Source organism: Sphingosinicella sp. (assembly GCF_052387495.1).
Classification (GTDB): domain Bacteria; phylum Pseudomonadota; class Alphaproteobacteria; order Sphingomonadales; family Sphingomonadaceae; genus Allosphingosinicella.
The window spans coordinates 1-20,565 of record NZ_JBQTJC010000264.1 but is presented as its reverse complement, the minus strand read 5'-3'; the positions used below and the strand labels follow the sequence as shown (position 1 = coordinate 20,565).

Genomic DNA, 20,565 nt, shown 5'->3' with positions numbered 1-20,565 from the left:
AAGTCTAAACGCCCGGGCGGCTCGGCAGGCTGCCGTCGCTGTTCTCGCCGGCGCCGGGGTCGGTGCGCTCGTCGGGGGCGGTGTCGGCGATGCCGCCCTTCAGGATGAAGCGCTTGTCGCAATAGCCGCAATCGACATAGCCCTTCTCGTCGATCTGCAGATAGACGCGCGGATGGCCCAAAGCGGGCGAAGTCTGGGTGGCGCCGTCGCAGGCAACGCGGCTCGTCTCGACATAGGCGATTTCGGGGGTGAAGGGATCGGTCGCGGCCATGGCCGCGCCTCCTAGCAACGCGCCGGACATGCGGCAATCTGCTAGATCGCCGCCGCCCCGTTCGAAAGGAGCAGCGCCAGCAGCGCAGCCAGCACGCCGGAGAGGAACAGGGCCGCCCGGCGCGAGACGCGGCGAATTTGGGCCGAGGTCGCCATCACGGCCCCGCTCTCGGCTCGCAAGCTTAACGAAGCGCTCACGAACGGGGTTAACGAGATTGAGGCCGGCACGCTTTGCGGGGGGCGGGCGAGCGGCTATGCGCTGGTTCATGGCCGAAGCGGCGATCGCGATCGACAATCTCCAGAAGACCTATGCGGGCGGCAAGCGCGCGCTGGACGGGATCACGCTCGACGTGCCGCGCGGCGGGATTTTCGGGCTGCTGGGGCCGAACGGGGCGGGCAAATCGACCCTGATCAACATTCTCGCCGGCCTCGTGACGAAGAGCGGCGGCAGCGCCGCGATCTGGGGCTTCGACATCGACCGGCACCCGCGCAACGCCAAGCGCTCGATCGGCGTGGTGCCGCAGGAGATCCTGTTCGACCCCTTCTTCACCCCGTTCGAGACGCTGGAGCTGTTCGCCGGGCTCTACGGGATACCCAAGGCGGAGCGCCGTTCGATGGAATTGCTCCGCGCGGTCCGGCTGGAGGACAAGAAGGATGCTTATGCCCGGACACTCTCCGGGGGCATGAAAAGGCGGCTGCTCGTCGCCAAGGCGATGGTCCATAGCCCGCCGATCCTCGTCCTCGACGAGCCCACGGCGGGCGTCGACGTCGAGCTTCGCCAGCAGCTCTGGGACTATGTTCGCTCGCTCCACGCGCAGGGCGTCACGATCGTGCTCACCACCCATTATCTGGAGGAGGCCGAGCAGCTTTGTGACCGGATCGCGATAATCAACCACGGCCGGCTGATCGCCAACCAGCCGACCCGGACCCTCGTCGATATGGCGCAGGAAAAAGTGGTCGAGGTGACGGTCGACCGCGACATTCCGGCGGCACCGACGAACATGTGCTTCCACAAGGTCGAGCTGAGCGGCGAGCGCACCCTAGTGATCACCTACCGCAAGGACGAGGCCAATGCCGGCGAGGTGCTCGCCGCGGTCCAGCGCGACGGCTACGGCATCGTCGACGTCTCGACCCGCGAGCCGGACCTCGAGGATGTCTTCCTCAATCTCACCCGCGCCACGGGCACGGATGGCTAGCCAGGCCTTCGACGTCATCGTCATCGGCTCGGGGGCGGCCGGGCTGACGGCGGCGCTCAACCTGGCCCAGCGCTTCAGGGTGGCGGTGCTCGCCAAGGGGGCGCTGAATGAGGGCGCGACCGGCTGGGCGCAGGGCGGGATCGCCGCGGTGCTCGAGGACGGCGACACGTTCGACAGCCATATCGAGGACACGATGATCGCCGGCGCCGGGCTCAACAAGCGCGCCACGGTCGAGTTCGTCGTCGAGAACGCGCCGGCGGCGATCGAGCGGCTGGCGGCCCTGGGCGTCCCCTTCAACACCGCCGACGGCGGCGACGCCTGGCACCTGACCCGCGAGGGCGGCCACAGCCACCGCCGCATCGTCCATGTCGACGACGCCACCGGACGCGCCGTCCAGACCGCGCTGGAGCAGGCCGCGGCAGGCAATCCCAACATCACCCTCGTCCCCGACATGGTGGCGATCGATCTTGTCACCGGGCGCAACGCCCAGCGTTACTCCGGCGACGGCCATGTCTGGGGCGTCTACGCGCTCAACCGGACGAGCGGCCGGGTCGAAACCTTCACCGCGCGCGCGACGATCCTCGCCAGCGGCGGCGCGGGCCGGGTCTATCTCTTCTCGACCGCGCCCAGGGGTGCGACCGGCGACGGCATCGCGATGGCGTGGCGGGCCGGCGCCCGCGTCTCCAACATGGAGTTCATGCAGTTCCACCCGACCTGCCTCTACAATCTGGAGGTCAAGAACTTCCTGATCACCGAGGCGGTGCGCGGCGAGGGCGGCCGGCTCAAGCACCCCGAGACGGGCCATCGCTTCATGCCGGACTATGACGAGCGCGCCGAGCTGGCGCCGCGCGACGTCGTCGCCCGCGCGATCGATGCCGAGATCAAGCGCGACGGCCTCGACTGCGTCCACCTCGACATCAGCCACCGCGAGCCCGAGTTCGTGAAAGGCCATTTCCCCAACATCCATGCGCGGCTGCTGGAGCTGGGCATCGACATCACCCGCGAGCCGATCCCGGTCGTCCCGGCGCAGCATTATACCTGCGGCGGCGTCGTGGTCGATCTCGACGGGCGCACCGATCTGCCCGGCCTCTACGCGGTCGGCGAGGTCAGCCAGTCGGGCCTGCACGGCGCCAACCGGCTCGCCTCCAACAGCTTGCTCGAATGCTTCGTCTTCGGCGAGGCGGCGGCGCGGCATATCGCGCAGCATTGGGACGATCTCCCCGCCCCGCCGCCGATCCGCGCCTGGGACGAGAGCCGGGTCACCGATTCCGACGAGGAGGTGGTGATCAAGCAGAACTGGACCGAGATCCGCCGCTTCATGTGGAACTATGTCGGGATCGTGCGCACCACCAAACGGCTCGAGCGCGCGCAGCACCGGATCAAGCTGCTGACCGAGGAGGTCGAGGATTATTACGGCCATTTCCGGGTCACCCCGGACCTGGTCGAGCTTCGCAACCTCCTCCAAAGCGCCGAGCTCATCGTCGCCTCCGCCCTCAAGCGGCGGGAGAGCCGGGGGCTTCACTACACGCTGGATTATCCGAGAACGGTGGCGAAAGCGGTCGACACGGTGCTGGCGCCTTAGGAACCCCGCAAGCGCGGCCTCGTCTCTTTCCTGACCGTTGCGCAGAATTCGAGAGCAGCTAACTTAAGCACATGCGACTCATCGCGATACTATTCCTTCTTCTAGTGAGTTCTTGCGGCGATTCATCTCCCGACCTGGGGAGGGACCTTCCAGCCAAATATGAAGATGGTCAGCGGGTATTCGACCAGCGGATTAAGCGTCGATTTCCGATTGGTACGCCAGAACAGGTTGTCGCGCGTGAGTTGGAAAGCCAAGGGTTTCGCAGGCATCCATCTCATGACGGGGTGGAGGACGCGACCTTCACCAGCGGGCTCGTGTTTGAAACTATCTGGTCGGTCCGGTGGCGCGCCTCTCAAGGACGCATAACTGAAATTTGGGGCGTTTACGGGGTTCGTGCGCCTTAGTGAATTTGCCAGCTCTCAGTCTTGCAGTTCGCAGGCGAGTTTAACGAGCAAGGAATCCCCGCAACGCCGCCCTGAACCGTCCCGGCTGGTCCTGCATCACCATGTGGCCGCTGTCGTCGATGCGGATCAGGCGGGCGCCTCGCGCAGTGGCGTAGGCGGTGGCGAACTGGCGGTCCATCGCGGCGCGGGCGCGGGGGTCGATGGAGGCGTAGACCACGGTCAACGGGGCGCGGATGCGGGCGAGGTGCGGCGTGAGGTCGGTCGCGATCAATTCCCGCATCGCACGGCCGACGACCGAGGCGTCCGAGCGGTGGTGGCCGGCATTGGGCGGGCTGAACGCGCCCATCAGCCCGGCGAAGAGGCTGCGGCCGCCCTCCGTTTCCATCATCCCGCCGAGCGCTCGGGCGAGCGGCGACCAGCCGGCGGCGCTGCCGCCGAACAGGCCGGCGGGCTGGGGCAGCATGTCCACCACCATCAGCCGCCCGACCAGCTCCGGCCGGCGCAGGGCGATGATCATGCCGAGCGTGCCGCCCATCGAATGGCCGACGATGGCGGGGCGGCGGAGCCCGCGCGATTCGATGTAGCGCGCGACCTCGTCGGCAAGCGGCGACACCACGGCCCCGCGCGCATTGCCGCGCGCCGGGGCGCCGCCGAAGCCCGCGACATGGATGAGGTGAAAGCGATAGCCGGGCAGCGCCGCGACGGTGGATGCCCACACCTCGCTCCCCGCGGTGAGGCCCGGGATCAGGATCACGTCCGGCCCTTGCCCGACCACCTGGACGGAAAAGCGCGTCGGCGCGAAGCGCGGCTGCGCGAGCGCCGCGCCGGACAGCGCGGTCAGGCCGAGCGCCAACCCTGAAAGGATGAAATGCCGCCGGTTCATGGCCACATAGCTACAAGCAGATGTTTGAACGGCGCCTTACCACTTTCCCGGCGGTTTGCAGCGCCCTCGCCTTCCGTTAGACCCCCTTCATGCCCGCCCCGCACCTCTATCTCGTCGACGGCTCGTCCTACATCTTCCGCGCCTTTCACCGGTTGCCGCCGCTGACCAACAAGCACGGGCTCAATGTCGGCGCGGTCTACGGTTACACGACGATGCTCTGGAAGTTGGCGGATTCGCTGAACAAGGCGGACGGGCCGACCCATCTCGCGGTGATCCTCGACGCCTCGGAGAGCACGTTCCGCAACCAGATGTACGACCAGTACAAGGCGAACCGGCCGCCGGCGCCGCCCGAGCTGATCCCGCAATTTCCCCTGATCCGCGACGCCACCCGCGCCTTCTCCATCCCCTGCATCGAGGAGGACGGGCTGGAGGCGGACGACATCATCGCCTGCTACGTCAAGGCGGCGCTGGCGGCGGGCTGGCAGACGACGATCGTCAGTTCCGACAAGGATCTGATGCAGCTGATCGAGCCCGGCGTCGACATGCTCGACACGATGAACGACCGGCGGATCGGCCGCGAGGAGGTGATCGAGAAGTTCGGGGTGCCGCCCGAGCAGGTCGGCGAGGTGCTGGCGCTGATGGGCGACAGCGTCGACAATGTCCCCGGCGTCCCCGGCGTGGGGCCGAAGACGGCGAGCCTGCTGATCCAGCAATATGGCACGGTCGAGAATGTGCTCGCCCATGTCGAGGAGATCACCAAGCCCAAGCTCAAGGCGAACCTGATCGAGCATGCCGAAATGGCGCGGCTGTCACGCCGGCTGGTCGAGCTGATCTGCGATTCGCCGCTGCCCGAGCCGCTGGAAGAGCTGGCGATGAAGGGGATTCCCGAGGAGCCCTTGCGCGAGTTCCTCGACCATCACGGCTTCCGCTCGCTGCTCGCGCGGCTCGGCGCGCAGGGGCAGGCGGCGGCGCCCGCCCCGGCGGCGCAGGCCGCGCGCCAGGCCGAGGTGCGGCCCGAGCCCAGGATCGACCGCTCGCTCTACGAGACGGTGACGAGCGAGGCGGCGCTCGACGCGTGGATCGCGGCGGCGCGCGACAAGGGGCTGGTCGCGTTCGACACCGAGACCGACGGACGCGACTGCGTCTCGGCGCGGCTGGTGGGGATCAGCCTCGCCACAGACTGCAACAAGGCCTGCTACATTCCCCTCGAACATGGCGGCGGCGACATGTTCGCCGAGCGGCCCGATCAGTTGCCCGCCGCGCTGGCGCTGGAGCGGCTGAAGCCGTTGCTCGAGGACCCGGCGATCCTCAAGATCGGCCACAATCTCAAGTTCGACTGGGTGGTGCTGGAGCGGCGCGGGATCCGGGTCGCGCCCTATGACGACACGCTCGTGATGAGCTTCAACCTCGATGCGGGCGGGCTCAATTCGCACAGCCTCGACGACCTCGCCAAGAAGCATCTCGACCATGAGTGTATCCCGTACAAATCGCTCTGCGGGACGGGCCTGAAGCAGATCACGTTCGACAAGGTACCGGTCGATAAAGCCACCGAATATGCCGCCGAGGATGCCGACGTCGCGCTGCGGCTCTGGTTGCGATTCAGGAACCGCCTCCCGTTCGAGCGCGTGACGCGGGTCTACGAGCTGGTCGACCGGCCGATGGTCGCGGTGGTCGGGCAGATGGAGCGCGACGGGGTCAAGGTCGACCGCGAGGTGCTGAGGGGCCTGTCGAGCGAGTTCAACGCCCAGATCGCCGAGCTGGAGGAGCGGATTTGCGGCGAAGCGGGGTGCAAGTTCACGATCGGCTCGCCCCAGCAGCTCGGCGACGTATTGTTCAACAAGATGGGCCTGTCGGGCGGGCGCAAGGGCAAGTCCGGCACCTGGTCGACCGACGTCACCGAGCTGGAGCGGCTGGGCCGCGAGGGCGTGCCGATCGCGCGGCTGGTGCTCGACTGGCGGCAGCTGACCAAGCTCAAGAGCACATACACCGACGCGCTGCAGGAGCAGATCAACCGCGAGACGGGGCGCGTCCACACCTCCTACTCGCTCTCCGGTGCGCAGACCGGCCGGCTCGCCTCGACCGATCCCAATCTCATGAACATCCCGATCCGCACCGAGATCGGCCGCCGCATCCGCGACGCCTTCGTCGCCGAGCCGGGCCACGTGATGATGTCGGCCGACTACAGCCAGATCGAGCTCCGCCTCGCCGCCCATATGTGCGACGTGCCGACGCTCAAGGAGGCGTTCGCGAACGGCGAGGACATCCACAATCGCACCGCCGAGGAGCTGTTCGGCAGCGTCGACCGCGACACGCGGGCGCGGGCCAAGACGATCAACTTCGCGATCCTCTACGGCATCTCGCGCTGGGGGCTGGCGCAGCGGCTGGAGATCGAGGCGGACGAGGCGCAAGCGATGATCGACCGCTATTTCGAGCGCTTCCCCGGCATCCGCGCCTATATCGGCGAGACCCTGACCCGTGCCCGAGAAACCGGATTCACCACCACCCTGTTCGGCCGCAAGACCCATTTCCCGCGGATCAAATCGAACGTCCAGCACGAGCGGCAGGGCGCCGAGCGCGCCGCGATCAACGCCCCGATCCAGGGCACCGCCGCCGACATCATCAAGCGGGCGATGGCGCGGATCGGCCCGGCGCTCGCCGCCGAGGGCCTCGCCGGCGCACGGATGCTGATGCAGGTCCACGACGAATTGGTCTTCGAGGTTCCCGAAGGCGAGGCCGAGGTGGCCGGCGCGGTCGTCCGCCGGGTGATGGAGCGCGCCGCCGAACCGGCGATAAGGCTCTCCGTACCGCTCGGCGTCGAGATCGGCACCGGGCCGAACTGGGGCGCCGCGCATTGAGCGAGGCCGCGGCCGTGCCTCAAGACGACATCGCCGCGCTGGCGAAGGGCGGGCGGACCAACTTCCTCGGCTTCGTACTCCGGCTGGCGGCGCGTCTCCCCTTCCTGTTCATCGCCGGCCACTATTACGGGCCGGACCTGCTCGGGCGCTTCGCTTATGCGATCATCGTCATCGAGCTCGCCGCCCAGCTCGCGACGATGGGGCTGAAGCGCGGCCTCGCCCAGCAGCTCGCGACCACCGACAAGCCCCACGTCTGCGTCGTCTGGGACGGGCTGCTCGCCGCCTTCATCGCCTCGGCGATCGCGAGCCTCGCCTTGATGGCCTTCCCGCAGGCAATGTTCCCCTCCGGCGACATTCGCGGCGCCGAATGGCTGCTGCCTTTGGTCATCTTTGGCATCGCCGGGGCCGACGTGGCGCTGGCGGCATTGGCCTACCGCCACGACGTCGCCTCGACCGTCCACGTCCGCGCGATCGTCGAGCCCTGGACGATCAGCCTCGCCGCCTTCGCGATGATCTGGCTGTCGTCGCGCGACGGGCTGATCATCGCCTACGTCAACTCGATCGCGGCCGGGCTCGCCACCGCCTATTGGCGGCTCGGGCGCAGCTACGGGCTGCCGCGCGGCTGGCGGCCCAACCCGGCCGAGCTGATGCGGGTGGCGCGGCGCAATGTCCCGCTCGCCGCCGCCGATGCGATCGAATGGGGCTCGCGCCGGCTCGACATCGCCATCCTCGGCCTGTTCGTCGCGCCTTATTGGGTCGGCGTCTATTATGTCGCGCAGCAGGTCGCCTCACTGCCGCAGAAATTGAAGACCAGCTTCGATCCGATCCTCGCGCCGGTGATCACCCAGAAGCTGGCCGAGGACGACAAGGCGGCGGTGGCGCGGCAGGTGCGGCAGGTCGGCTTCTGGATCATCGCCGCGCAAACCGGGATCGCGCTCGCGCTCGGCATTCCGGGCGAGGCGGTGATGGGGCTGGTCGGCCCGGGCGGCGCCTTCGTCGGCGGCACCGCCGCGCTCGCCTTCCTGCTCGCCGCCGAGGCGGTTGCCGCGACGGCGGCGGTCTCCGAGGCCGCGCTCGTCTACATCGCGCGGCACCGCAACCTGCTCATCTCCCTGTTCATGCTGGCGGTGCAGGGCACTCTGACCGTGGCGATCATCCTGGGCTTCGACCTCGCCCGCTGGCCGGAGGACGAGAATACGCGCCAGGCCTTCCAGGCGGCGGGAGCGGCGGCGGCGCTGATGCTGGCGCTCGGCATCGCCTCCGTGATGAAGGCGATTCTGCTCTCCCGCCTGCTCGGCGCGCCGGTGCAGGGCTGGCGCTGGTCCCTGCTCTGGGCGACGGCGGCGGCGATCCTGGTCGGCTTCGCCTTCACGGCGCTGCCGCGGCGGTTCGAATGGAGTGAGCTCGTGTTCGGTATCCCGCTCATCCTCGGCACGTTCGGCTATGTGATCTGGCGGCGCGGCTTCACCCATGAGGACCGCGAGCTGTTCCGGCTCAAGAAGGACGAGGAGCCGGAGATGCCGCCACCGGGCACCGCCGCTCCCTGACCGCGCCTAGTGGCGGAAGTGGCGCATGCCGGTGAAGACCATCGCCAAACCCGCTTCGTCGGCGGCGGCGATCACCTCGTCATCGCGGATCGAGCCGCCGGGCTGGATCACCGCCGTGGCGCCCGCCTCGGCGGCGGCGAGCAGTCCGTCGGCGAAGGGGAAGAAGGCGTCCGAGGCGACCGCGGAGCCGATCGTGCGCGGCTCGGCCCAGCCCGCTTTCTCGGCGGCGTCCTTCGCCTTCCAGGCGGCGATTCGGGCGGATTCGAGCCGGTTCATCTGGCCGGCGCCGATGCCGGCGGTGGCGCCGTCCTTCGCGTAGACGATCGCGTTCGACTTGACGTGCTTGGCGACGGTCCAGGCGAAGCGGCAGTCGGCCAGCTCCTGTGCAGTCGGCGCGCGCTTCGTCACGACCTTGAGGTCGTCGGCGCCGATACCGCCATTGTCGCGCGACTGGACCAGCCAGCCGCCCATGATCGACTTCGCGGCGAGCCCGGGCCGGGCGGGATCGGGCAGGTCGCCGCAAAGCAACAGGCGGAGATTCTTCTTCGCCGCGAATACCGCCTTCGCGTCATCGTCGGCGTCGGGGGCGACGACGACCTCGGTGAAGATCGCGGCGATCGCCTCGGCAGTCTCGCGGTTGAGCTTCTGGTTGAGGGCTACGATGCCGCCGAAGGCGGAGACGCTGTCGCAAGCGAAGGCGGCTTCATAGGCCTCGCTCAAGCTCGCCGCGCTGGCGACGCCGCAGGGGTTGGCGTGCTTGACGATGACGCAGGTCGGGCCTGAGTCGCGGAACTCGGAGACCAGCTCCAGCGCCGCGTCCGCGTCGTTATAATTGTTGTAGCTCAATAACTTGCCCTGGACCTGCTCGGCTTGGCCGATGCCGCGCGCGGCGGGTCCTGCATGGGTATAGAAAGCGGCGTTCTGGTGCGGATTCTCGCCGTAGCGCAGCTCGGCGCCGCGCTTGAGGATCAGCGGCAGCGTCTCGGGGAAGCGCTCGCCCTGGTCGGCGAAGGCGAACCAGCTTGCGATCATCGCGTCATAGGTCGCGGTGGCGGCGAAGGCCTTGGCGGCGAGGCGCTTGCGCAAGTCCAGCGACGTCATGCCGCCGCTCGCGTCGAGCGCCTCGACGAGCTCGCCATAATCGGCGGGATCGGTGACGATCGCGACATAGACGTGGTTCTTCGCCGCCGAACGCACCATCGATGGGCCGCCGATGTCGATATTCTCGATGATCTCGTCGCGGCCGGCACCTTTCGCCACGGTCTGGGCGAAGGGATAGAGATTGACGACGACGAGATCGATAGCGCTGATCCCGTGCGCTTCCATTGCCTCGGCATGGGCGGGATCGTCGCGGACGGCGAGCAGGCCGCCATGGACCTTGGGGTGGAGCGTCTTGACCCGCCCGTCCATCATTTCGGGAAAATCGGTGAGGTCGGAAATGTCGCGCACTTCGAGGCCGGCATCGCGCAGCGCTTTCGCGGTGCCGCCGGTCGAAACCAGCTCGACGCCGTGCCGCGCCAGCGCGCCGCCCAATTCGGCCAGCCCGGTCTTGTCGGAAACGGACAGCAGGGCCCGGCGGATCTTCACGTCGGTCACGAATCTTCCCTCTTCGAGATGCGCCCGTCCTGAGCGCGTCCGACGGGATTTTTCAACCCGCAACCTGCCGTTACAAGCGGACCTTCACGAACAAAGGGGGCTGAGGCCATGAAGATACGGATCTGGACGGCGCTTTCCTTGCTGCCGGCCTTGGCAGGCGGCGCTGCTTCAGCCGGACAGGAGCCGCCAGCGCCGGCGGCGACCATGACGGTGCTCGCCCGAACGTCGACGACGGTGACGGGCCAGCCCGTTCGCCTGCCGGAGCCCGTCGAGGTCGTGATCTCGATCACCGAGCTGCCGGCGGGCGGCATCCTGCCGAGGCACAAGCATCCCTGGCCGCGCTACGCCTATGTCGAGCGCGGGCGGCTCCGCGTCAGCTACGAGGCGGCGGGCCTGGTGCGGGAGGTCGGCCCGGGCGAGGCGCTGATCGAGGCGATCGACCAATGGCATGAAGGCCGGGTGATCGGCCCGGAGCCCGTGCGAATCGTCGTTATCGACCATGTCCCGCCGGGGCAGACCAACATCGTCCGGCCCTAGCTCGCCCGGATCAGCTCCCAGGAGATGGTCATCCCGTCGGGCGGGGTCTCGCCGCTGATCGCGAGCAACAGGGTCGGCTCGGGGCGGGCCATGCCGTTCACCCAGAGGCTGTCCTCGACCTCGAGCCGGCCGCCGCGGCAGCGGAACCGCCAGACCGCGCCGCCGCGCACGCGAAGGAGCGCGCCCTGGCCGTCGGCGGTGGTGGTGACCTCGACCGCCGGGGCGAGGTGGAAGCGGATCGCGAACGGAATCGCCTCGGTGCGCCGACGCCTGCGGCCCGGGCCGGGATAGAGCCGGTCCTCGCCGCCGAGCTGGCGGCCGTCGGTGGAGAGATTGAGCCGGCGCTCGTGGACCAGGCCGTAGCGGCGGACATAGCCGTCATGGCTCGCCTCGACCCGCAGCACGCCTGTCTCGTCGCGCGACATCTCGACCTCGCCGACTCCCTTGCCGAGGGAGCCGTCCTCGTGGATCGCGGTCGAGTTGCGGTCGCCGAGGGTCAGGGTCGAATGAGCGGCGGTGGTGCGCAACGCGTGGGCTAGGCCCGCGGGAAGCGCCCCCTTGGCCTCGCCGGCGCCGCCGCAATTGACGACGAGCCGCGCCGGGCCGTCGCTAAGCTCGAAGGCCAGGGAGGAGGCGCAGCCGCCCGAGAGCGCGCGCGGCGGCGGGGGTGGGGCGGCGTCGAAGACGAGCACGCTCGCCTTGGCCTGGAGCCGCTGATAGCCCCAGCCGCGCGGCTGGCGGAGCGCGCGGGCGGTGACGCCCGAACCTTCGACCGCCGCCTCGACCCGGCGCCGCGACGCCATGTTGCCGCCCTGCCAGCTCGACAGGGCATCGTCGCCGAGGGTCACGGCGAGCAAGGCGCCGACCGCGCCGGCGAGCGCCTCGGCCAGCCATTCGGGCACCTCGCGGCGGCCGGCGATATAGACGGCGCGGAGCTGCCCGAGGATCTCGACCAGAGCGAGCTGCTGCCAAGGGGCACGGCTGACCAGCCCGCCATCGTCGTGCAGGGAGACGGCGAGGGCCCGTTCCAGGCCGGCCTCGCCCGAGTTCAGCCGGGCCGGGCCGCCCTGAACGACCAGAGCGGCGGCGATCACCCCGGCCCAGGCCGCGATGCGGGGCAGGCCGGGCACGACCTTGTCGGCGCCGCGCTCGAGATGGCGGGCGCCGCGGGCGAGCGCGTAGAGCACCGAGGAGCGGTAGACCGGGTCGCGGCTGGAGAGGATGTAGGGCGCGTAGGCCGTCCAGAAGAGGATACGGCGGCCCCAGAGGTCCGCGCGCCAGGCGGGCTCGCTGACCTGCTCGCCGAAGGCGCCGATCCAGCGGCGCATGATGCCCTCCGCCACCTTCGCGCCGCGCTCGCGGGTCGCGGCGGCGGACAGATCTCTCAGCCAGGCGAAGCTCTGCAGATAGTCGCTGAAATCGGCGGGGAGGCCGAGCGTGGCGAAATCGAAGCCGTCGAGCGGCACTTCGGTGCCGTTGTGGAGGAAATAGCCGGCGAGCAGGGCCTCGCCCGCCGCCTTGTCGCCGGCGATCGGGTCCTTGGGCACGGCGAGCAGACGCAGGGGCACCTTGCCGCGCAGGCGCAGCTTGTGCAGCGGCGTCTTCCAGGCGAGCCGGTGAAGCCGGTAATTGAGCCGCTCGAACAAGGAGAGGCCGCGATCGTCGCCGATCCGGATCAGGCGCTTGCCGGTCTCGATTTCGGCCTCGCCGGTCTCGGTCTCGACCCGCTCCAGCAGGCTCATCCTCTCAGGGCCCGGATATTGTCGGCATAAGCGGAGGGGCCGCCCCTGAAGGTGGCGGTGCCCGCGACCAGCGCGTCGGCGCCCGCGTCGATCACGCGGCGGCAGTTCGATTGGTCGATGCCGCCGTCCACTTCGAGGTCCACGGACAAGCCCAGCGCGTCGATCTTCTTGCGGATCGCCTCGACCTTCTTGAGCTGGCTCGCGATGAAGCTCTGCCCGCCGAAGCCGGGATTGACGCTCATCACCAGGACGAGATCGACCTCCTCCAGCACATAATCGAGCGCCTTGGCCGGGGTGGAGGGGTTCAACGACACGCCGGCGCGCTTGCCCAGCGCCTTGATCGCCTGGACCGTGCGGTGGAGATGCGGCCCCGCCTCGGGATGGACGGTGATCGTGTCCGCGCCCGCCTCAGCGAAGGCGGCGAGGAAGGGATCGACAGGCGAGATCATCAAATGGACGTCGAACGGCTTTTTCGTGTGCGGGCGGAGCGCCTTCACCACTGCGGGCCCGATGGTGAGGTTGGGGACGAAGTGGCCGTCCATCACATCGACATGGATCCAGTCGGCGCCCGCCTCGTCGACCGCGCGGACCTCCTCGCCCAGCCGGGCGAAATCGGCGGAGAGGATCGAGGGCGCGATGCGGACCGGCTGCTGCACGGCAGCGAAGCTAGCACCCGCGCGAGTCGCGGAGCAAGGAAGGGGAAACACTTATCCCCGGATTTGAGCGATTTTCACGTCCGAGCGCGGCGAAAGCGGGCGAGATAGAAGCTGTCGGCGCCGCCCTCCGCCTCAAGCTCGTCGGGCAGGATGCGCCGCGCTTCCTCCAACGCGAAGTCGGGCCGTACCGCGAGGAAGGCGTCGGCGACGGCCTCGCCCTCCTCCGGCTCGAGCGAGCAGACCGAATAGACGAGCGCGCCGCCCGGCTTCAGCCAGTCGGCGGCGCGCAGCAGCATCGCTTGCTGCGCTTCAGCTAGCTCGGCGATCGCCTTGGGCCGGACCCGGTGCAGCACGTCGGGATGGCGGCGGTAGATGCCGGTCGCCGAGCCGGGCGCGTCGAGCAGGATCGCATCGACCGGCTCCGGCGGCTGCCACACCATGACGTCAGCCGTTACCAGATCGGCCGCAAGGCCGGTGCGCGCGAGATTCTCCGAAAGTCGCGCCAGGCGACTTTGGGAGATATCGACCGCCGTCACCCGCCAGCCGGCGGCAGCGAGCTGCATCGTCTTGCCCCCCGGCGCGGCGCAGAGATCGAGCACGACGCGACCCTCTCCCCGCTCGAGCAGGCGCGCTGGCGTTGCCGCCGAAATGTCCTGCACCCAGAATTGCCCCTCGGCATAGCCCGGCAGGCCGGCGACCGACGTGCCGGCGGGCACGCGCAAATGGCCCGGCATCAGGCTGACCCCGTCGATCGGAGGAACCACGTCCTTGTCCCTCAGCGTGAGATCTATCGGGGGCGGGACCGCGAGCTGGCGCGCGGCGGCCTCGACGATTCCGTCGCCCCAGGCCGTGCGCCAGCGTTCGGCGACCGGCGGGGGCAGCGTCGGCACCTCGGGCAACGTCCAGCCGGACCGCAGCACCGTGCCGAACACGCCGTGGACGAGGCGGCGCGGGCCGCCGGCGACCAAGGGCAGCGCGGTCGAGATTGCGGCATGGGGCGGGGTGCCGAGCCTGAGCGCCTGGACGAGGGCGATGCGCAACGCGAAGCGCGCCTTGGCGTCGTCGGGCAATCGCTTCTTCGTGGCGCGGTCGATGAGGGCATCGAGATCGGGCAGGCGGCGGAGCGCCTCGGCGGCGATGGCGTGGGCGAGCGCGCGGTCTTCGGGCTTGTCCAGCCCGCGCGTCGCGGTGCCGAGCGCCGCTTCGAGCGGCAGCCCCTTGCGCAGCACCGCGTCGAGCAGGCCGAGCGCGGCGCGGCGCGTGGCCGCGCCGGGAGGATCGGGAGGGCTCAGTCGCGCCGCCCAAGCGGGTCGAGCGCGGAGAGGCGGACAGTGCGCTCGCGCGCCTCGTCGGCGAGCGGCGGCGGCGAATGGAGGCCGAGCTCGCCCGCCATCGCCTCAAGCGCGGCGATCCGGTTCTCGGTCGCCGGGTGGGTCGAGAACATGCTGTCGCCGCGCCGGCTGAGGCCCGGGACGACATAGAGCGCGGCGGCGGCGGGGTTACGCTCGGCGACCGGATTGGGGATGCGACCTGCCGCGTCGGAAAGCTTGGCGAGGGCGGAGGCAAGCGCGCGCGGATTGCCGTGAATCTCGGCGCCGCCCCGGTCCGCGCCATATTCGCGGGTCCGGCTGATCGCGAGCTGGACGAGCATGGCCGCGAACGGCGCGACGATCACCGCGAGCAGGAGGGCGACGATGTTCTGGTTGCCGTTGCCGCTGCGGAAGAACAGCCCGAAATTGGCGAGCATCGAGATCGCGCCGGCGATGGTCGCGGTCATCGTCATGACGAGCGTGTCGCGATTCTTCACGTGGGCCAGCTCGTGCGCCATCACCGCGGCGACCTCGTCGCGATCGAGGATGCGCAGCAGCCCGGTGGTCGCGGCGACCGCCGCATTCGCGGGATTGCGGCCCGTGGCGAAGGCGTTGGGATGCTGCGAATCGATCAGATAGACTCTCGGCATCGGCAGCCCGCCGCGCATCGCCAGCTCGCGGACCAGACCGTGGAGCAGCGGCGCGGAGGCCGCATCGACCTCGCGCGCATTGTGCATGCGCAGCACGATCTTGTCGGCATTCCAGTAGGTGAAGAGGTTCATGCCGGCGGCGACCACCAAGGCGATAATCGCCCCGCCCGAGCCGCCGAGCGTGTAGCCCAGCCCCATGAACAGGGCGGTGAGCGCGGACAGGAGCAGCATGGTGCGGAACGCGTTCATCTTGCCATTCAGCCTTTCGTCCCCGAAATGTGGGTGGACGAGAGGCCGAATTCAAACGGAATCCGACATATGGCCGAGCGCCCGCCGCACCTGAAAGCGCCTGATTACCTCAGCAAGAGCCCGCCCGTGCCGGCGCCCGAGGCCGCCCCGGTTGCGGAAGAGCATGGCGGGCCCAAGGGGCGCGAGCCGACCCGCTATGGCGACTGGGAGAATAAGGGGATTTGCTGGGACTTCTGACGGCGGAGTCAGACGCCCTCGCGGCGGAGCGGCCGGGCCAGGAGGTCGCCGACCACCTCGTCCACCGAAGCATCCTCCGACAGCAAGGCGTTGACCGCGGCGACGATCGGCATGTCGACGCCGAGTTGGTCGGCGGCGCGCTTGAGGACCGGCGCGGTGAAGGCCCCCTCGGCGACGGTGCGGCGGTCGGCAAGCAGATCGGCGGCGCGGGCGCCCTCGCCGATCCCCTTGCCGAGGCTGAAATTGCGCGATTCCGTCGAGGAGCAGGTGAGGACGAGATCGCCGAGACCGGCGAGACCGGCGAGTGTTTCGGGCCGCGCCCCCTTGGCGAGGCCGAAGCGGGTCATCTCGGCGAAGCCGCGCGAGATCAGCGCCGCGCGGGCGTTGAGGCCGAGCCCCTTCCCCTCGACGACGCCGCAAGCGATGGCGAGCACGTTCTTGACCGCGCCGCCGACCTCCGCGCCAGCGACGTCGTCGGACGCGTAGGGGCGGAAGCCCGGTCGTGCGACGAACTTAGCAAGCGTGCGGGCGAGCTCAAGGTCTCCGCACGCGAGTGTCAGGGCGGTCGGCAGTCCCGCCGCAACCTCGTGCGCAAAGGTCGGCCCCGAAAGGACTGCGATCACAGAACCTGGATGTTCCTCGCGAGCGACCTCGTGCATCAGCTTGTGGCTGTCCGCCTCGATTCCTTTTGAACAAAGGATCAGAGTCTGGGCATGCTGGCTCAGATTCCGAAGAACGGCCCGCATGTGCTGCGCCGGGGTGACGACGAGGATCGGCCCGGCTTCCGCTACCCAGGTCAAATCGGATGTGGCGCGAATTCGCGGCGACAGGGACACGCCCGACAGGAACAAGGGGTTTTCGTGGCGGTCATTGACAGCCTCCACGATTTCAACTTCGCGTGCCCAGAGCCGCACCTCGCTTCCGTCGGCGGCCAGCATCTGCGCCAAGGCGGTGCCCCACGCGCCGGCGCCGACGACTCCAAACGTACCCTCGCTCATGCCTTCACCCCGGCGCCGCGCGCCTTCTCCGCGTCCGGATCGAGCGGCCAGCGCGCCCGGGCGGGCGCGTCGAGGCCGTCGACGAGGCCGCGTTCGAAGCGAAGCGCGCCGGCCCAGGCGATCATTGCGGCATTGTCGGTGCATAGCCAGAGCGGCGGCGCGACGAAGGGCAAATCGTGGGAGGCGGCGAGAGAGGTGAGCGCGCCGCGAATCGCCTGATTGGCGGCGACTCCCCCGGCGACGACCAGCGCGGTGGCGCCCGGCGCGGCGGCGATCGCCCGGGCGGTGCGGTCGACGAGGCAATCGACCACCGCCTGCTGGAACGAGGCGGCGATGTCGGCATCGGCGTAGCGCCCCGATTCGTGGGCGCGCAGCGCGGCGCTCTTGAGGCCGGCGAAGGAGAAATGGGGCTCGGCGCTGCCGACCAGTGGGCGCGGCAAAGGCACGGCCGCGGGATCGCCATCAAGTGCCGCGCGCTCGACGGCGGGGCCGCCGGGATAGCCCAGGCCGAGCAATTTCGCGGTCTTGTCGAACGCCTCGCCGGCGGCGTCATCGATCGTCGTCGCCAGCCGGCGATAGGCGCCGACCCCCTCGACGAAGAGCAATTGGCAATGGCCACCCGAGACGAGCAGCAGCAGATAGGGAAATTGAAGGTCGGGCTCGCTCAGCATCGGCGAAAGCGCGTGCGCCTCGAGATGGTTGACCGCGACCAGCGGCTTGCCGGCGGCCAGCGCCAGCCCCTTGGCGGTGAGCAGCCCCACCATCACCCCGCCGATCAGCCCCGGACCGGCGGTGGCCGCGATCGCGTCGACCCCGGCAAGGCGGATGTTCGCCTCCTCGAGCACTTCCTCGACCAATCGGGGCAGGATCTCGACATGGGCGCGGGCGGCGATCTCAGGCACGACCCCGCCGTAAGGCCGATGCGCGGCCTCCTGCCCGGCGAGCCGGTGGGCGAGGATGCGGCGGTCCGACGCGACCAGGGCGGCGGCGGTTTCGTCGCAGCTCGATTCGATGCCGAGGATGAGGCTCATCGCGGCCTTCCCTGCCACTCCGAAGCCGTTTAGCACAAGCGCGCCATGGCCCGCCCCCTTCGCATCGGCACCCGCGGCTCGCCGCTCGCCCTCGTCCAGGCGCGCATGGTCGCGGACGCGCTCGCGGGTATTGGTGTCGTGACCGAGATCGTCCCGATCACCACGACCGGCGACGTGATCCAGGATCGGCCGCTCGCCGAGGTCGGCGGCAAGGCGCTGTGGACCAAGGAGCTGGATCGGAGCCTGCTGGAGGGCCGCACCGACCTCTCCGTCCATTCGATGAAGGATGTCGAGACGATCCGGCCCGGGGCCTTCGCGATCGCGGCGATGCTTCCTCGGGCGGACACGCGCGACCGGCTGATCGGCGCGGCGAGCCTCGAGGCGCTGCCGAAGGGCGCGCGGGTCGGCACCTCGTCGCCGCGCCGCACCGCGCAGTTGCTCGCGCGGCGGCCGGACCTCGACTGCGTCCCCATACGCGGCAACGTCCAGACCCGGCTCGCCAAGGTGGCGAGCGGCGAATTCAACGCCACCTTGCTCGCCGCGGCCGGTCTCGACCGGCTGGGGATCGACGCGGGCATTCCGCTCGATCTCCTCTCCGCTCCCGCTCAAGGCGCGATCGGCGTCGAAGTCCGGGCCGAAAACGCGGAACTGCGCGCGCTCCTTAGCGAGATCGACCACCGCCTTACCCATGCCTGCGTGAACGCGGAGCGGGACTTCCTCTTCAAGCTCGGCGGCGATTGCCATTCGGCCGTCGCGGCACGCGCCACGAGCGACGGCGACGAGATGAGGCTCAAGGCGGAAATCCTCTCCGCCGACGGGCGCGAGGTGCAGCGTCACGAGATGCAGCTGTTCGGCGAGGATTGCGCCCTGCCCGCGGACGTCGCGCGGATCCTGCTCGCCAAAGCCAGCGCGGCGCTTCGGGCGGCGTTCGGGCGATGAGCAAGCTGCTGATTCTCCGCCCGCAGCCGGGGGCGGACGAGACCGCCCAGCGGGCGCGGGCGCTGGGCCTCGATCCGGTAGTGGCGCCGCTTTTCACCATCCGGCCCCTGCCCTGGCAAGCGCCCGACGCCAGCGACGTCGACGCGGTGATGCTGACTAGCGCCAACGCGGCGCGCCATGGCGGCAAGGGACTCGCTCCGCTGCTCGGCCTCACCTGTTACGCGGTGGGCGAGGCGACCGCGGATGCCGCGCGGGCGGCGGGCTTCACCGACGTCAGGGTCGGGCCGGAGGACGGCGTCGCGCTGCTGATGGCGATGGAGGCCGACGGCGTCGCGGAGGCGCTCCACCTGTGCGGCGCCGATCATGTCTCGTTCGAGCCGGCGGAGATCCGCATCCGCCGAATCCCGGTCTACAAGGCGGAAGCCGTCGCGGAGCTTCCGGCGGCGGCCGCGGGGCTGGACGGCGATGCCGTCGCCTTGCTCCATTCGCCCCGCGCCGCCCGGCATTTCGCCAGCCTCGCCGGCGACCGCTCGCGCGTCGCGATCGTCGCGATCAGCGCGCGGACGGCACGGGCGGCTGGCGAGGGCTGGCGGACGCTGGTCGTGGCGCCGCGGCCGCGCGACGAAGCCTTGCTGGAGCTTGCCGCCAAGCTGTGCCAGACTGGAGCCCGATGAACGGCGAACGCGATCCGGGACCCCTGCCGACGACGGCGCCGACACGGCGGCTCTGGCCCTGGCTGGTGCTTCCGGGCGCGTTCTTCCTGCTCGGCCTGGTCGCGATGGGCTGGACTCTGACCCAGTGGGAGGGAGCCGCCCGCGCGCTCGGCGTCGCTCCCGAGCCGGTCGCGCAGGTGCCCGTGCGCGCACCCATCGTCGTCCAGCCTGCGCCGCAGCCGCGACCTCCGGTCCCGACGCAGAATGCGCCCAAGGCGCCCGAACAGATTGTCATCGACCCCGATCTCGCCCGGCGCGTCTCCACGCTCGAGCAACGGCTCGGGCAAGTCGGCACCGAGGCCCGTGCCGCGGTTGGCAATGCCGACCGGGCCGAGGGGCTGCTCGTCGCCTTCGCCGCGCGGCGCGCGCTCGACCGCGGCGTCGCCCTGGGCTTCCTCGAGGCGTTGCTCCGCCAGCGTTTCGGCGAGAACCAGCCGCAGGCGGTGGGGATGATCATCTCCGCGGCGCGCAATCCGGTGACGCTGCAGGAATTGCAGGACGGGCTTCAGCAGGCCGGGCCGCAGCTGGTCGGCGCGCCGCCGCAGCAAAGCTGGTGGGGCGCGCTCCGCGCCGAGCTGGGCAGCCTGATCACGGTCCGCCGGCAGGGCACGCCTTCGCCCGAGCCTGCCGAGCGGCTCCGTCGCGCCACCCGCCGGCTCGAGGCCGGACAGGTCGATGTCGCGCTGGCCGAGGTGCTGCGGATGCCTGGCCGCGAGCATGCGCAGGAATGGATCGAGGCCGCCCGCCGCTATGTCGGCGCGCGGCGCGCGCTCGACACGATCGAGACGGCGGCCCTGCTCGAGCCACGCACGGCGCCCACGCCGCAGCCGGAGGGCGTCCAGCCGCAGCCTCAGGCCGCGACCTCCAACCGCTAGATTTCGATCAGCGCGTAAAGGCGGCCCTCCGTCGCTTCGACCACCATCTGCGCGCAATTATAGACCGGCGTTCCGCGCGGGGTGGCGCCACGAAAGCGGCCGCGATGAGCGTGGCCGTGGACGACCGCGGCGACATGACCGAAGCGGTCGATCGCGTCGGCGCGCCGGGAGCAGCCGCGGACGCGCTAGACCACCCCCGGCTCGCCTTCGCCCGTGTCGACCCCCGCGGAATCATGACGAACCGCGACGCAGCGCTCCGTCTTCAGCGAACGCAGCTGGCTTTCGAGCTTGCGCG

General features: G+C 69.9%; 18 protein-coding genes. 9 read left to right on the top strand and 9 right to left on the bottom strand.

Going from position 1 to position 20,565, the window contains the following annotated elements; all coding sequences use genetic code 11:
* Positions 1 to 4: 4 nt before the first annotated feature.
* Positions 5 to 271 (bottom strand): zinc-finger domain-containing protein, encoded by a 267-nt coding sequence (locus tag ACT4N8_RS14490; protein ID WP_444858821.1) that lies wholly within the window; start codon positions 269 to 271, stop codon positions 5 to 7.
* A 265-nt stretch (positions 272 to 536) separates the two neighbouring features.
* On the opposite strand from ACT4N8_RS14490, the gene ACT4N8_RS14485 reads away from it, so the two are divergent.
* Together ACT4N8_RS14485 and nadB are read left to right on the top strand one after the other, a co-directional pair.
* Positions 537 to 1,466, top strand: a complete 930-nt coding sequence (locus ACT4N8_RS14485; RefSeq protein WP_444858837.1) for an ABC transporter ATP-binding protein — start codon at positions 537 to 539, stop codon at positions 1,464 to 1,466.
* Positions 1,459 to 3,048, top strand: coding sequence for an L-aspartate oxidase (gene nadB, locus ACT4N8_RS14480; protein ID WP_444858820.1), 1,590 nt, complete (start codon positions 1,459 to 1,461; stop codon positions 3,046 to 3,048). The genes ACT4N8_RS14485 and nadB overlap by 8 nt, the downstream gene beginning before the upstream one ends.
* Positions 3,049 to 3,492: 444 nt before the next feature.
* Here nadB and ACT4N8_RS14475 read toward each other — a convergent pair whose 3' ends face one another.
* Positions 3,493 to 4,335: an alpha/beta fold hydrolase gene (locus tag ACT4N8_RS14475; protein WP_444858819.1), complete on the bottom strand. Its 843-nt coding sequence runs from the start codon at positions 4,333 to 4,335 to the stop codon at positions 3,493 to 3,495.
* Between the two features lie 89 nt (positions 4,336 to 4,424).
* Here ACT4N8_RS14475 and polA point away from each other — a divergent pair, with 89 nt between their 5' ends.
* Positions 4,425 to 7,190, top strand: a complete 2,766-nt coding sequence (gene polA / locus ACT4N8_RS14470; RefSeq protein ID WP_444858818.1) for a DNA polymerase I — start codon at positions 4,425 to 4,427, stop codon at positions 7,188 to 7,190.
* Complete coding sequence (locus tag ACT4N8_RS14465; protein ID WP_444858817.1) at positions 7,187 to 8,737, top strand: lipopolysaccharide biosynthesis protein; 1,551 nt, start codon at positions 7,187 to 7,189, stop codon at positions 8,735 to 8,737. Before polA ends, ACT4N8_RS14465 begins: the two co-directional genes overlap by 4 nt.
* A gap of 6 nt (positions 8,738 to 8,743) precedes the next feature.
* On the opposite strand, the gene purH is transcribed toward ACT4N8_RS14465, so the two are convergent.
* Positions 8,744 to 10,333 (bottom strand): bifunctional phosphoribosylaminoimidazolecarboxamide formyltransferase/IMP cyclohydrolase, encoded by a 1,590-nt coding sequence (gene purH, locus ACT4N8_RS14460; protein ID WP_444858816.1) that lies wholly within the window; start codon positions 10,331 to 10,333, stop codon positions 8,744 to 8,746.
* A 108-nt stretch (positions 10,334 to 10,441) separates the two neighbouring features.
* On the opposite strand from purH, the gene ACT4N8_RS14455 reads away from it, so the two are divergent.
* On the top strand, positions 10,442 to 10,870 hold the full coding sequence (locus ACT4N8_RS14455) for a cupin domain-containing protein (RefSeq protein ID WP_444858815.1): 429 nt from the start codon (positions 10,442 to 10,444) through the stop codon (positions 10,868 to 10,870).
* Here ACT4N8_RS14455 and ACT4N8_RS14450 read toward each other — a convergent pair.
* From ACT4N8_RS14450 to htpX, 4 genes are all read right to left on the bottom strand, one after another.
* Positions 10,867 to 12,612, bottom strand: a complete 1,746-nt coding sequence (locus ACT4N8_RS14450) for a heparinase II/III family protein (RefSeq protein ID WP_444858814.1) — start codon at positions 12,610 to 12,612, stop codon at positions 10,867 to 10,869. The two genes, ACT4N8_RS14455 and ACT4N8_RS14450, sit on opposite strands and share 4 nt — an antisense overlap.
* The gene (gene rpe, locus ACT4N8_RS14445) at positions 12,609 to 13,268 is read right to left on the bottom strand and encodes a ribulose-phosphate 3-epimerase (RefSeq protein WP_444858813.1); all 660 of its coding nucleotides are present in this window, start codon (positions 13,266 to 13,268) and stop codon (positions 12,609 to 12,611) included. Before rpe ends, ACT4N8_RS14450 begins: the two co-directional genes overlap by 4 nt.
* A 74-nt stretch (positions 13,269 to 13,342) precedes the next feature.
* Complete coding sequence (locus tag ACT4N8_RS14440) at positions 13,343 to 14,560, bottom strand: RsmB/NOP family class I SAM-dependent RNA methyltransferase (protein WP_444858836.1); 1,218 nt, start codon at positions 14,558 to 14,560, stop codon at positions 13,343 to 13,345.
* Positions 14,557 to 15,477 (bottom strand): zinc metalloprotease HtpX, encoded by a 921-nt coding sequence (htpX, locus tag ACT4N8_RS14435; protein ID WP_444858812.1) that lies wholly within the window; start codon positions 15,475 to 15,477, stop codon positions 14,557 to 14,559. The genes ACT4N8_RS14440 and htpX overlap by 4 nt, the downstream gene beginning before the upstream one ends.
* A 69-nt stretch (positions 15,478 to 15,546) precedes the next feature.
* Here htpX and ACT4N8_RS14430 point away from each other — a divergent pair, with 69 nt between their 5' ends.
* Entirely contained in the window at positions 15,547 to 15,714 is a 168-nt protein-coding gene (locus ACT4N8_RS14430; RefSeq protein WP_444858811.1) for a DUF1674 domain-containing protein, read from the top strand.
* Between the two features lie 8 nt (positions 15,715 to 15,722).
* Here ACT4N8_RS14430 and ACT4N8_RS14425 read toward each other — a convergent pair whose 3' ends face one another.
* Together ACT4N8_RS14425 and tsaD are read right to left on the bottom strand one after the other, a co-directional pair.
* Complete coding sequence (locus tag ACT4N8_RS14425; protein ID WP_444858810.1) at positions 15,723 to 16,712, bottom strand: NAD(P)H-dependent glycerol-3-phosphate dehydrogenase; 990 nt, start codon at positions 16,710 to 16,712, stop codon at positions 15,723 to 15,725.
* A complete protein-coding gene (gene tsaD / locus ACT4N8_RS14420) occupies positions 16,709 to 17,743 on the bottom strand; it encodes a tRNA (adenosine(37)-N6)-threonylcarbamoyltransferase complex transferase subunit TsaD (protein ID WP_444858809.1) in 1,035 nt (344 codons plus the stop codon). The genes ACT4N8_RS14425 and tsaD overlap by 4 nt, the downstream gene beginning before the upstream one ends.
* A gap of 45 nt (positions 17,744 to 17,788) precedes the next feature.
* Here tsaD and hemC point away from each other — a divergent pair, with 45 nt between their 5' ends.
* The 3 genes from hemC to ACT4N8_RS14405 are packed head-to-tail and all read left to right on the top strand — an operon-like array spanning position 17,789 to position 20,270.
* Positions 17,789 to 18,682, top strand: coding sequence for a hydroxymethylbilane synthase (gene hemC, locus ACT4N8_RS14415; protein ID WP_444858808.1), 894 nt, complete (start codon positions 17,789 to 17,791; stop codon positions 18,680 to 18,682).
* Positions 18,679 to 19,356, top strand: coding sequence for a uroporphyrinogen-III synthase (locus tag ACT4N8_RS14410; RefSeq protein ID WP_444858807.1), 678 nt, complete (start codon positions 18,679 to 18,681; stop codon positions 19,354 to 19,356). Before hemC ends, ACT4N8_RS14410 begins: the two co-directional genes overlap by 4 nt.
* On the top strand, positions 19,353 to 20,270 hold the full coding sequence (locus tag ACT4N8_RS14405) for a hypothetical protein (protein WP_444858806.1): 918 nt from the start codon (positions 19,353 to 19,355) through the stop codon (positions 20,268 to 20,270). The genes ACT4N8_RS14410 and ACT4N8_RS14405 overlap by 4 nt, the downstream gene beginning before the upstream one ends.
* Positions 20,271 to 20,565: the final 295 nt, after the last annotated feature.